Source organism: Fictibacillus iocasae (assembly GCF_042665465.1).
GTDB lineage: Bacteria > Bacillota > Bacilli > Bacillales > Fictibacillaceae > Fictibacillus > Fictibacillus iocasae.
Genome location: NZ_JBHTCP010000011.1, coordinates 12,444 through 24,832, shown reverse-complemented (window position 1 = coordinate 24,832; position 12,389 = coordinate 12,444). Strand labels below are relative to the sequence as shown.

The 12,389-nt window shown below is 46.6% G+C and carries 12 protein-coding genes; 5 read left to right on the top strand and 7 right to left on the bottom strand.

Annotated features, from left to right (window positions below):
- Positions 1 to 8: 8 nt before the first annotated feature.
- Genes ACFQPF_RS05695 through ACFQPF_RS05685 form a run of 3 tightly spaced genes read right to left on the bottom strand, consistent with a single transcriptional unit; the run spans position 9 to position 2,580 of the window.
- Positions 9 to 662 carry a CoA transferase subunit B gene (locus tag ACFQPF_RS05695; protein WP_379747465.1) on the bottom strand — a complete coding sequence of 218 codons (654 nt, stop codon included), beginning with the start codon at positions 660 to 662 and terminating at the stop codon, positions 9 to 11.
- Between the two features lie 15 nt (positions 663 to 677).
- A complete protein-coding gene (locus tag ACFQPF_RS05690; protein ID WP_379747463.1) occupies positions 678 to 1,370 on the bottom strand; it encodes a CoA transferase subunit A in 693 nt (230 codons plus the stop codon).
- Positions 1,371 to 1,389: 19 nt separating this feature from the next.
- Positions 1,390 to 2,580, bottom strand: a complete 1,191-nt coding sequence (locus tag ACFQPF_RS05685; protein WP_379747461.1) for an acetyl-CoA C-acetyltransferase — start codon at positions 2,578 to 2,580, stop codon at positions 1,390 to 1,392.
- A 133-nt stretch (positions 2,581 to 2,713) separates the two neighbouring features.
- Between ACFQPF_RS05685 and ACFQPF_RS05680 the strand changes: the two genes are divergently transcribed.
- Complete coding sequence (locus ACFQPF_RS05680) at positions 2,714 to 3,622, top strand: hydroxymethylglutaryl-CoA lyase (protein ID WP_379747459.1); 909 nt, start codon at positions 2,714 to 2,716, stop codon at positions 3,620 to 3,622.
- A gap of 615 nt (positions 3,623 to 4,237) precedes the next feature.
- Here the strand turns inward: ACFQPF_RS05680 and ACFQPF_RS05675 are convergent.
- Both ACFQPF_RS05675 and ACFQPF_RS05670 read right to left on the bottom strand, forming a co-directional pair.
- The gene (locus tag ACFQPF_RS05675) at positions 4,238 to 4,561 is read right to left on the bottom strand and encodes an iron-sulfur cluster biosynthesis family protein (protein ID WP_379747457.1); all 324 of its coding nucleotides are present in this window, start codon (positions 4,559 to 4,561) and stop codon (positions 4,238 to 4,240) included.
- A gap of 2 nt (positions 4,562 to 4,563) precedes the next feature.
- Positions 4,564 to 5,112, bottom strand: coding sequence for a PadR family transcriptional regulator (locus ACFQPF_RS05670; protein WP_379747455.1), 549 nt, complete (start codon positions 5,110 to 5,112; stop codon positions 4,564 to 4,566).
- Between the two features lie 154 nt (positions 5,113 to 5,266).
- On the opposite strand from ACFQPF_RS05670, the gene ACFQPF_RS05665 reads away from it, so the two are divergent.
- Together ACFQPF_RS05665 and ACFQPF_RS05660 are read left to right on the top strand one after the other, a co-directional pair.
- Positions 5,267 to 8,410 carry an efflux RND transporter permease subunit gene (locus tag ACFQPF_RS05665; protein WP_379747453.1) on the top strand — a complete coding sequence of 1,048 codons (3,144 nt, stop codon included), beginning with the start codon at positions 5,267 to 5,269 and terminating at the stop codon, positions 8,408 to 8,410.
- A 235-nt stretch (positions 8,411 to 8,645) separates the two neighbouring features.
- Complete coding sequence (locus ACFQPF_RS05660) at positions 8,646 to 8,903, top strand: HPr family phosphocarrier protein (RefSeq protein ID WP_379747451.1); 258 nt, start codon at positions 8,646 to 8,648, stop codon at positions 8,901 to 8,903.
- A gap of 45 nt (positions 8,904 to 8,948) precedes the next feature.
- Here ACFQPF_RS05660 and ACFQPF_RS05655 read toward each other — a convergent pair whose 3' ends face one another.
- Entirely contained in the window at positions 8,949 to 9,602 is a 654-nt protein-coding gene (locus ACFQPF_RS05655) for a TVP38/TMEM64 family protein (RefSeq protein WP_379747449.1), read from the bottom strand.
- Positions 9,603 to 9,705: 103 nt separating this feature from the next.
- Here ACFQPF_RS05655 and ACFQPF_RS05650 point away from each other — a divergent pair, with 103 nt between their 5' ends.
- The gene (locus tag ACFQPF_RS05650) at positions 9,706 to 9,948 is read left to right on the top strand and encodes an HPr family phosphocarrier protein (RefSeq protein ID WP_379747447.1); all 243 of its coding nucleotides are present in this window, start codon (positions 9,706 to 9,708) and stop codon (positions 9,946 to 9,948) included.
- A gap of 16 nt (positions 9,949 to 9,964) precedes the next feature.
- On the opposite strand, the gene ACFQPF_RS05645 is transcribed toward ACFQPF_RS05650, so the two are convergent.
- On the bottom strand, positions 9,965 to 11,380 hold the full coding sequence (locus ACFQPF_RS05645; RefSeq protein ID WP_379747445.1) for an N-acetylmuramoyl-L-alanine amidase: 1,416 nt from the start codon (positions 11,378 to 11,380) through the stop codon (positions 9,965 to 9,967).
- A gap of 146 nt (positions 11,381 to 11,526) precedes the next feature.
- Here ACFQPF_RS05645 and ACFQPF_RS05640 point away from each other — a divergent pair, with 146 nt between their 5' ends.
- Entirely contained in the window at positions 11,527 to 12,258 is a 732-nt protein-coding gene (locus tag ACFQPF_RS05640; RefSeq protein WP_379747442.1) for a ZIP family metal transporter, read from the top strand.
- Positions 12,259 to 12,389: the final 131 nt, after the last annotated feature.

The following is a 12,389-nucleotide window of genomic DNA, read 5'->3' as shown; positions in this document are numbered from 1 at the left end:
TTTTTTACTTAGTAAGCATGCAATTGCAGCTTATCAGAAATAGTAAGTGCTGCTTCTGTACAATTTTGGATGTCTTCTGCGCTGAATCCTTCTGCTGTTTCTACTAAAACGAGACCGTTGTCCGTCACATCCATCACTGCACGATCAGTAATAATGCGCTGCACGACGCCTTTTCCTGTAAGCGGCAGCTTGCATTCTTTCAATATCTTGCTTTCTCCTGCTTTATTCACATGATCCATTATCACAATAATCTTTTTCGCACCATGAACAAGATCCATCGCACCGCCCATGCCTTTGATCATCTTGCCTGGAATCATCCAGTTAGCGAGATCGCCAGTTTCCGAGACTTCCATCCCGCCAAGAATGGCGATGTCGATATGCCCGCCGCGGATCATGCCAAAAGACTCGGCGCTGTCAAAGTAAGAGGCGCCGGGAATAGCGGTTACCGTTTCTTTCCCTGCATTGATCAGATCAGGATCGACTGCGTTTTCTTCAGGAAACGGACCGATTCCAAGAAGGCCGTTTTCCGATTGCAGTACGACTTGTTTGTTATCAGAAATATAGTTAGCGACCATCGTCGGGATGCCAATGCCGAGGTTCACATAAAAACCTGATTGAATTTCTTTTTCCGCTCGTCTTGCAATCTTTTCGCGCGTGTTCATATATGTATCTCCTCTCTATCCTTGTTTAACAGTCAGACGCTCGATTCGCTTTTCCTGGCGTCCGACAATCATCTTCTGCACATAAACACCCGGAGTATGGATGCTGTCTGGGTCAAGTTGGCCGATCTCCACAAGTTCTTCAACTTCTGCAATCGTTGTTTTTCCCGCTGCCGCAATCATCGGATTAAAGTTTCTTGCCGTTTTGTTATAAATCAAGTTGCCTGCCTTGTCGCCTTTTGCTGCACGCACTAAGCTAAAGTCAGCAGTAAGACCGTATTCCATCAAGTATTCTTTTCCATCAAACGTTCTCGTTTCTTTTCCTTCTGCCACAGGCGTTCCTACGCCTGCAGGGGTGAAGAATGCAGGAATGCCAGCACCGCCGGCACGGATGCGCTCGGCAAGTGTTCCTTGAGGAATCAATTCGACTTCCAATTCTCCTGCGAGCACTTGGCGTTCAAATTCCTTGTTCTCTCCTACATATGACCCTATCATCTTTTTAATCTGCTTATTTTTAAGCAATAGGCCAAGCCCCCAGTCATCCACACCGCAATTGTTCGAGATTACGGTCAGATCTTTTACCCCTTTCTCCTCGAGTGCAAGAATTAGGTTTTCTGGAATGCCGACAAGTCCGAATCCTCCGACTAGCAAAGTCGCACCGTCTTGAATATCTTTTACCGCTTCACGTGCACTGTCTAGTATTGGTTTCACTTTAGACTCTCCTCTCTATTTAAGGACGCTCAATAATTGTTGCTACACCTTGGCCGCCGCCGATGCATAATGTGGCAAGCCCATAGCGTGCTTCCCTTTTTTGCATTTCATGTACGAGCGTCACGAGCACGCGTGCTCCGCTCGCTCCGATCGGATGACCGAGCGCGATCGCGCCGCCGTTAACGTTCAGCTTGGCAGGATCGATTCCGAGGTCTCTTCCTACAGCGAGTGACTGGCTCGCGAACGCCTCATTCGCTTCAATTAAATCCATATCAGACAGATTGAGCCCTGCTTTTTCCAGCGCTTTATTTGTCGCAGAAACCGGACCTATCCCCATCACGTGAGGCTCAACACCGGCACTCGCGTTCGCCTTTATAACAGCGAGCGGCACGAGGCCAAGCTTCTCTGCTTTCTCGCGGCTCATCACGACAAGCGCTGCCGCTCCGTCGTTGATGCCTGATGCGTTGCCTGCGGTTACCATTCCATCTTTCTTAAAAGCAGGACGCAGCTTGCTGAGTTTTTCAGCTGTTGTTCCTTTTTTCGGATATTCATCTTCTTTCATGATGACCGGATCGCCTTTTCGCACGGGGATTTCAACCGGAACAATCTCGTCTGAAAAGCGCCCCGATTCCATAGCAGCCGCCGCTTTGCGCTGGCTTTCCGCCGCGAAAGTGTCTAATTCTTCTCTTGTGAGGCCATGTGTTTCACATAAGTTTTCAGCCGTCATGCCCATATGAAAATCGTTGAACGCACACCATAGTCCGTCATGAACCATCGTGTCCACCACCTTGCTGTCTCCCATACGCAGTCCGCTTCGGGCATCTTTCATGATGTATGGCGACTGGCTCATGTTCTCCATTCCTCCGCACACAGCGATATGACTTTCACCAAGCCAGATGGACTGGCACGCAAGATGAAGCGCCTTCAGTCCGGATCCGCACACTTTGTTGATCGTCATGCTCGGCACTTCAACCGGAATTCCTGCAGTGATAGCAGCCTGTCTTGCCGGATTCTGGCCTAGCCCCGCTTGCAGGACATTGCCCATGATCACTTCATCAACATCTCCTGGATTAACATTCGCTTTTTTTAGTGCTTCTGAGATAACGAGCGCACCAAGTTTTACGGCTGACACACTCTGCAGAGCACCCATAAAATTTCCGATAGGTGTCCTGACAGCGCTTACAATTACTGCTTCCGTTTTTTTATACATCTGGTTCCTCCCTCTCTATAGATAGTCTGAATATTCCCCATTATCATAACATAAGTGATTAAAATATATTGCAAGGTAGGTTGCACTGTATGTAAAATAATTTTAAAGCGCTTACACTTTAAGGAGGGTACACATGGAACTTCCAGAACGAGCATCCATCATCGAAGTCGGTCCTAGAGACGGCCTGCAAAATGAGAGGAATTTTGTTGAAACAGCTGCCAAAATCGAGTTTATTAAAAAACTAAAAAAAGCTGGTTTTCAAGAGATGGAGCTCACGTCTTTCGTTTCTCCGAAATGGGTGCCGCAAATGAAGGACTCAGAAGAAATCTTGGCCTCTTGCCTGGATGCCACGCGAAATTTTGTCCTCACACCGAACGAACGCGGCATTCAGCGGCTCTTGGAAACTTCCTGCCGGAACACAGCTGTCTTTGTCGGAGTCAGCGACACGTTCAATCAGAAGAATATCAACAAAACGACTGCGGAAAGTCTGGACGAATTAAAACCTCTAATTCGTGACTTAAAGAATAAAGGCTATTTTGTGAGAGCATGTATCTCAACAGCCTTTTATTGTCCTTATGAAGGAAAAGTGGACGAGCAGGACGTTCTTGCGGTATGTGAAAAATTTGAAGAGTTCGGGGTGGATGAGCTCAGTGTAGCCGATACGATCGGCATGGCTACTCCTAAAGAAGTGTTCGAATTGTTCAGTCTCTTAAAACATCGTTTACGCTCTGCCACACTTTTAACCGCACATTTTCATGATACAAGAGGTCTTGGCCTTGCTAACATCTTCTCTGCTCTTCAGGCCGGCGTGAACCGGTTCGACGCATCTGCCGGTGGGCTTGGCGGATGCCCGTTTGCTCCCGGAGCATCAGGGAATGTCGCGACAGAAGATGTGTTACATATGCTCAGCAGCATGGGAATCCAGACAGGCATTCAGATGGAGCCTCTGCTAGAGGCAGTCGACTATATTTCTAGACATGTAGCGAAGCCGATCGAAAGCAGACAGTACAGGCTCGCCCGCAATGCCGGCATTTTTAGTTAGACTGAAGCGCATGTATTTATCTTTTTCATCACCACACACCAAAACAAAAGGTGAATGGCAGACGCCAAGCCTTTAATGTCAGCCTTAGTTGCACGTCTAATTCATTCCTAACTTTTAGACACCGTGGAATTTCTCCTCTGTTAAAAAGTTTTTTTCTTAAGGCTGTTTTCGTAAACATTGTTGCTTTTAGAATTCGAGAAGAGGTTGATCTCCGTTACAGGTGCACGCTTTCCGCGGGGTGAGCGGTGAGCCCCTTCGTCGCACGCGCCATTGAAGGGTCTCACCTTCTCACTCATCCCGCAGGAGTCGGCACCTTTCACTGCGATCAACTTGTCAATGAAGTATTCAATGTCGATTAAGGTAACGATTTAGAGGAAGTTATTTTATGATAATATACAAGCAATCCTCATAGATAGCGTATTGAGCAACAGTTCAATGCTTCTCATAGTCGTTCAGTCATTAGCAACAATCTCTGCGAAAAGAGCCTTTCTTAAAGTTTAAAAAAAGTCAGAACTCCGCATCGGAAACCACATGCGAGCCTCTGACTTTTAGTTTTTCAGCGCTCTCCGTTTGTTTCGGCTGCTTTTCAGCATGCTCGACAGAGGGGCTTTTTATTTATTGCGAAACGGCCATCATTTTCATGCGCGGGTTCAATATTTGGCTTTTGCTTTTAAGCATGAATGTTCCGCTCGAATTCAAGCCGATCAGCAAGGCTTCATCAAAAAACACAGACGTTGTTTTGTCATAATAAATAGCAGGGTCAGCACTTTCGGCAAGGACGTCGTTCTCACCTGGTCCATCCACGAGCCAAAGTGCGGCGATCCCGCTCACGAGGCAGCCGCAGCCTTCTGTGTCGTACTGCAGCTTCAGCACGCCTTTCTTTCCCTCAAGCCAAGATACTGCTTTTTGTTTCGCTTCATTGCTCCATTCTATTTTCAATTCTATTCATCTCCATTTCGTTTTTCCAGTTCTGTAATAGCCCAATCGCACCACTCTACCCAGCTCTCCATATATTTCAGACCAAAGCCGCTCGTCAAATATTCTCCGAGGTCGCTTTTCTTATACAAACCATCAGGATAGTTCATCCCGCGCCATTCCTTCATCATCTGTATTCCCTGCTTGTGCTGCTCCTTGCTCGTCTGCAGGTACTCGACTGCTTTTGCTGTAGGCAGATTTTGGAACAGGGATACCCTCAGCAAGAATTCATCTTTCAGCTTCGGAGTGACAGAAGGCTGCTCTAACAGCCATGCTTGAAGCACTTCACGCCCTTTTTCTGTGATGCTGTAGATCTTTTTGTCGGGTGCATCAGTTTGGTGGACGTGTTTCGACTGCGCGAGGCCGTTTTCTTCGAGCTTCAGCAGTTCCCTGTAAATTTGCGTGTGATGAGCACTCCAGAAATAAATCATCGTTTCTTTAAACTGATGGTTCAGTTCATATCCTGTCGCCTCATTTTTGGCTAAAAGCCCCAGCAATGCATAACGTAAGGCCATAACGCCCCTTCTTTCTTCAAAGTGTCTGTTTTGCATTGTAACATATTTTTCACAAATCAAACGAGTAAAATACTTGAAATATAGTTGTCATATTTATTATATTAAACTTATACATATGTGAAAATACACATATAAACTATTTTAGGAGGAAATCATGATCTGGCTAACGAAATTCAGTTTAAAAAATCCGTTTGCAGTTTTTATCATTTCTTTTCTGCTTATTATTGGCGGCCTCTTCTCATTCCGGTCGCTTAAGGTAGATCTTTTGCCGAATGTTGAGTTTCCGCAGCTTACGGTGCAGACCGTCTATCCGGGCGCCTCACCGCAGGACGTGAACAAACAAGTAACAGAAGAGCTTGAAAAACAGTTTAAGAGTTTAGAAGATGTAAAAACGGTTAAAAGCTCCTCACTAGAGAGCGTCTCCATCATTTCAATGGAGTTCCCGTTCACTGCCAACATGGATGATGTGGAAGACGAAGTAAACGCACTCGTGAAGGAAGCGAAACTTCCGGAGAATGCTGAAGTTGAAGTGAACCGTTTTTCATTCGGTTCTGTTCCGATCTATAATATCTCTCTTTTCCCTGCAAGCGGCGATGAAAACATCCAGCCGTTTGTTGAGGATGAACTTGTTCCTGAACTTAAGAAAATACAAGGCATCAACAACGTCTCTGTCGGCGGTATAAAAGAAACCTTCCTTTCTGTCTCGGTCGATAAAGAAAAAGCGGCACAGAACGGCATCACACTAAACGCCATTAAAGAGGCGATTGAAGGACGCGGCCTTTCGTTCCCTGCCGGCACGGTAACGAAAGACTCCATCACCGTGCCTGTAAGGGTTGAAGAAAAGGTTGAAACAATTGAAGAACTGAAATCCATTACTCTCTCGTCAGCATCACAGCAAGGCCCGCCTGCTCAAGGGCAAAGTCCCGGCGGTCCTCCGACAGGTGCAGCACCAGGAGGTCCTCCAGCAAGTGCACCGCAGCAAAATGCTGCACCAAAGAGCATTTCACTAAGTGACATCGCTGTGGTAAAAGAAGCAGATGATGTCAATGAGATCACGCGCTACAACGAAAAACAGTCGCTTTCTATGGCTGTAACGAAAAAACAGGATGCCAACACAGTTGAAGTGGCTGAGAAAGTTATCTCTGTACTGAAAAAAGATAAATATGATGACAAATTGGATTATGCGATTGGCTTCGGCCAGGCAGAAGGCATCAAAGATTCCGTCAACACTCTTGTAAAAGAAGGCTTGTTCGGTGCACTCTTTGCTTCTATCGCCGTGCTGATCTTCTTGCGCAACGTGCGGGCGACGATCATTGCCATCATCTCGATTCCGCTCTCTCTATTAATTGCGGCCATATTCCTTGCCCGTCTTGATATTACGCTAAACATCATGACGCTTGGCGGAATGGCTGTAGCGGTCGGCCGTGTCGTGGATGACTCGATCGTTGTCATCGAAAACATATTCCGACGAATCCGCAAAACGGACGGCGTGTATGACCGAAATGAGCTTGTCATTAACTCGACGCAAGAAATCCTAAAAGCGATTGTCTCGTCTACTCTTACAACAGTAGTCGTGTTCCTTCCGCTCGGCCTCGTTGGCGGCATCACCGGAGAATTCTTCCTTCCGTTCGCCTTGACGATCGTGTTCGCGCTGCTAGCATCACTGCTCGTGGCTGTAACCATTGTGCCGATCCTAGCCAAATTTGCTTTCAAGACCGTAAAGCCGGAAAACAACGATGGCCTGTTGCAGCGCTGGTATGAAAAAGCGATTTCTGCATCCCTTAATCATAAAGTGCTTGTGCTGATCGTGTCGTTCGCGATGCTTGGCGGTTCATTCTTCCTTGCATCCGGTCTTGGCATGGTGTTCCTGCCGAACGAGGAGCAGAAAACTCTGACCGTTAACATTGAGCTGCCAGCGAGTACGAATGTCGATAAAACAAACAGAATTGCGCTTGAAGTAGAAGAAATGTTCGCTACCCGCGAAACGATCAAAGACGTAACGGCCGGCATCGGAAGCCGTGACTTCCAGACCGGATTGAAACGCCAGAACGTGGCTAACTACTTCATTAACTTAGAAAAAGAAGCAAGTGTAGAAAAAGAACTGAAAGAGCTCGAAAATGAAATCAAGACAATCGTGACAGCTGAAGAAAAAGAAGCGGTCATCTCGCTTCAGGAGCTTTCTTCTGGAGGTCCTCCATCCAATAATGAAGTTACGATCGACTTGTACTCCAATGATTTGGATGCTCTGCAAAAAGCAGCTAGTGACGTGGAAGAATACATGAAATCTAACGAAGATTTAAAAGCGGTCTCCAACAACTTTGAAGATAAGCAAACTCAGTGGGCAGTGTCCATCAACACGGAGAAAGCTGCCGAAAAAGGCGTCTCCGGGTTCGCGATTCTCGGAGCCGTGAGCGATGCGACTAAGCCGGTCGACGCGGGTACAATGGAGATGAACGGCGAGGAGAAGAAACTGCGTTTATCCTACGACCGTGATGTCACTTCGCTCGATGAGATCAAAGACATGACCGTCTTCGGCAGTGCTGGCCCGGTTAAGATCTCTGATGTAGCTTCTGTAGAAGAAAAAGAAGCCGTGACGAGTGTACAAAAGCTCGACGGAAAAGTATACGCCCAAGTTTCTGCACAAGTAAAAGGCGATAACGTGCAAAAAGTGACGGCTGAAGTCATCGATGATGTAAAAAAGAAAATAGATCTTCCTGAATCTGTCTCTCTCGAAGGCGGTGGCGGAAGTGAAGAAACGATGGATACGTTCCTTGATCTTGGTCTTGCGATGCTTGTTGCGATCGGACTCGTCTATCTGACGATGCTGATCACATTCGGAGCAGCACGTATTCCTTTCATTATTCTTTCATCCCTTCTCTTCGTGCCAGTGGGCGCGATAGGTGGATTGTACTTGATCAACGAGCCGCTTTCTGTCAGTGCCATGATTGGTGTGCTGATGCTGATCGGGATTGTGACAACTAACGCGATCGTACTCGTTGACCGTATCGGACAAAACCGCGAGTTGAAAGGCATGCCGATACGCGAATCACTGCTTGAAGCTGGGAAGACGCGCCTTCGTCCGATCCTGATGACAGCTTTCGCGACAATCGCAGCACTCATCCCGCTGGCGTTTACGACTTCTTCTGGAACCCTTATTTCTAAAGGGCTTGCCGTCGTCGTAATTGGAGGACTCACAACATCCACATTGCTGACATTGATCATCGTTCCTGTTCTTTACGAGATCTTCTATCGCAGACAAGTAAAGCGTGAACTAAAGCAAAAAGGAACAGCACTTTAAACTTTACAGGAAACTATCGTACGGCCCCGTTAAAAGGCAGTATCCACTCGTTCGAAGACGAGGCGATGCTGCCTTTTTTCTGTTAGCCGGCGCTTTCCCCGTTTTTTAAGGCGTAATTTTTTACAGAAATCTTATGCAGGCCCTTTAACAGCATATTTTACTCCCGCTGCCGGTTTATGCAGAACTAGAGAAGGGTAGAAGTGATTAAGACGATATTTTTAGGAGGACATCCACAATGAAAAACATTTCTTCACGAACCTACTCTGCCAACGACCGCATCACTGTCGCCAAAGCTGTAAGCTTAATGAAAACAGCCCATAAATACAAAAGCAAAGTCTTTATCTCAAAGGAAGGGATGACACTGCCCGCACAGCACCTCGCAAGCCTCGTCTCTTTTTTTCTGACGCTGAAAAAAGGGGAATCCTTTCTTGTCATTGCAGAAGGCAGCGATGCGGATGCGTTTTTGGACAGACTTCAGCATCAGCTGCAATAATGTTATAAAAAATAAACGCGCTGCTTCGCAAAGGAGCAGCGCGTTTTAAAGACCAATTTTCTTTTGCATTCTTTTTTTTAATAAAATAGGGATGCCGACAAGAACGAGCAGTACACCGACTCCTGCCCAAACAGCTCCTTTATTCCCGCTTGTTACTGATGTACCAAAATACGTATAAGCGAGCGTGCCCGGTATGATACCGACCGCTGTGGCCAGCGCATAATCTCTGAACCTCACTTTGGAAACAGATGTAAGGTAACTGACTAGATCGTAGTTTAAAACTGGCAAAAGGCGGAGGAGCAGCACATAAATAAAGCCTTCTTTTTTAATGTTTTCTCTGATCTTGCTGTATTTCCCTTCCCACTGCCCTGCTTTTTTAAAGGTCCCAAAACGAGAAACCGCAAGATAGGTAAGCAGCCCGCCTGCAAGCGAACCGCAATATGTATACAAACTTCCCCAGCCAAATCCGAAAGCTAGTCCTGCGGTCATTGCAAAAACGGATGAAGGAAACAAAACGAACGGCCGAAAGGCATAAAGAATGATAAAAACAGCAGGTGCCGCCCATCCCCACGAAAGAATCCAATTCTTGAAATCTTTAGGCGATATGTGAAAATACTTATCATGAACAACATACAGAGCCAGCCCTGCACAGACAAGCAGGCAGGCAGCCAGCACTCGTTTTTTATGTTTTCTTTCCATCCGCTCAACTCCAAGTTTTATGGCAAAATAGGTTATACGTGTCATTTTCCCTTCTTTTAAACATATCCATACATTGAGATATGCTACTTAGGAGGCTGTTAAAATGAAAGTGATCTGCACCGCTCCGCTTTTTGCGGACAATGCCGGGAAAGTCGTCCGTTTCTTTGAGAAATATGAAGAAAATGTCTATGTAAAAAAAGGCGGACATACCGCCAATGGAAAGAGCTTGCTCGGTCTTATCGCACTATCCATCTATCCTGACAGTGAACTGGAAATCATGTGTGAACCGCATAATCCTTCGTTTTATCAAGAGTTGATGAATCTGAACTTTTTCAGTGTCCGCTAGACTAGTTTACATTTCATCAATTTGTTTCGTCCAGTCTTTTTTCCAAATTTTGCACACGGTTCTTCAACGGCTGAAGAACAGATGAAACCATCTGGCGGTGAATAGCCAGAATTTGCTCTGCATATCCGTTCCCTGGAACGGCCCACTTCCCGTTCAGCTGCTTCCATGAGACCGCGCTTCCTCTTGTCACATAGCGAAACCGTGGATCGATGAGCGGATAACCAGAAGGGAGCGGCTTCACCGTCGCATAAGCGAACAAATGCTGAATATGAGCGAGAACTCCTTCTTGAGGATTCTTGAACACAGCTGATTTTCCGTTTTCATACGCACCAAGGCCTGCATAGTTATGCTGCTCAGCCTTCACACTGCCCCCGAACCTGAAATAGCCTGTCTCTTGAATGGCTTGAGCAAAAGCGATATCTGCTTTTATGCCGTAAACTGCACCAATCTGTATATACAGGTGAGCGAGCTTTGGAGCATCTGGATTCGTGCGTCTGACGAACGCGTCCATCTCCTCTGCCGAAAGTGCCGTTACGCCTTCAATTGTCAGTCCGTCAGGATTCACTGGCTTCGGTTCTGGCTTCGGTTCTGGCTTCGGTTCTGGCTTTGGCTTTGGCTCTGGCTGCGGTGACGGCTGTGATTCTCCTTTGCTTATTATATACGCATCGCTTACCCCAGAGGCTTTTATCGTCCTTACGTGGTCCTCCGCAAATTTTCGTTCAGCGAATGCACCGGACTGGACACGGTACAGCGTTTTTCCGCCTGCTGTCTCTTGGTCGATGTAAGAATTGATCTTTTTAGCCGCGAGCATACGCACCCTTTGTTCAGCGAGGCTCTTATCTTCAAATGAGCCCGCGATGACCGCATAGATGACCTTATTTGCTTTGCGCGGCAAATTCAGCACTTTCGCTGTACCTTCTGCTGCCGCTTTTGCCACCTCTAGCTGAAACGTTTCATTTTTTAAAAGCGCCAGATTCTTTTCATTGTCCAAAAACAAGACTTCTAGCAGCACAGCCATCATGCGCGTCTCTCTTAATACATGGAAATTAGCACTTTTTCTTCCTCTGTCGCTCGCTCCATACTTCTTCAGGACGGGAGCGATCTCGGCGTGCACCGCTTGCTGGAAAGCTAATGTCTCTTTAGAGACCCCGCCATTATATACATAGCTTTCGAATCCTTCTCCTCCGCCGCTGTTCTGGTGGATGGAGAGAAACGCATCTGCATTGGCCTCATTCGCTTTATCTGTTCTTTCTTTCAGCTCCATTCCAACATCTGTGCTCCTTGTCATCTGCACATCCACTTCGAAATGATTATTTAAATAGTTTCTTATTTTTAAAGCGATTGACAAGTTGAATGTTTTCTCTTGCGCACTTTTATTGACTGCACCCGGATCGCTTCCTCCATGGCCTGGATCAATCATTATCTTTTTCATTTGTGCATCACGCACCTCACTTCCATGTTTCAAACGTGTTTACCACGCTTACTTCTATTAAAAAGCAATTCACGCTATACTAAAAGGGACAAGCACCCATTTTTCTGTAAATGGGCATCTTTACTCCTCAAGGAGGTTCATACATATTGGAATCCGTTTTGCTCGGAAGCATTCTTTCTGCTCTCGCCACCGGTGCGGGAGCTTTGCCGGTTCTTGTGCTGAAAAACGCTACCCACAAATGGCGGGATATCCTTCTTGCTTTTGCAGCCGGCATCATGGTGGCCGCTTCAACCTTTAGCCTGATTCCTCAGGCACTTGATATGTCTAATCTGTTCGTTTTGACGGCCGGAATCGCAGCCGGCACGCTGACGCTTCTTTTATTAGAACGTTTCGTGCCCCACATGGATCTTGATCATTCAAAAACGTTTCACGGAATCGATGCGAAGGCCATCTTGATCATCGCTGCCATCACTCTCCACAACCTGCCTGAAGGCTTGGCTGTCGGTGTCAGCTATGCGACTGAAGACAGCTCGCTAGGCGGATTAATCGCTTTCTCCATCGGTCTTCAAAACGCACCGGAAGGCCTGCTCGTCGCACTGTTTCTTGTGAATCAAAACATGAACCGAGTTAAAGCGTTTCTTATCGCAACGATGACCGGGGCAGTCGAAATCATCACATCACTCGGCGGCTATATGCTCACTTCTTACGTGGAAAATCTTGTACCGTACGGTCTTTCGTTCGCTGCCGGCGCCATGCTTTTTATCGTCTACAAAGAACTCATTCCAGAAAGCCACGGGGACGGCCATGCCCGCTCGGCTACCCTTTCCTTTATCACAGGACTTCTTGTGATGATTTACTTAACAGAAATCTTCGGCTGATCAGCAGGCTTTACTTTTCTTTAGAAAGACTCTTTTCGAAGAGATTGTTGCTTCAGAAAAGTCGATTGTGCAAATTTTAGGCTGGATCTCCTCTTTGTAGTACATCCTGTTTCACTAGTTTATCTATAAGG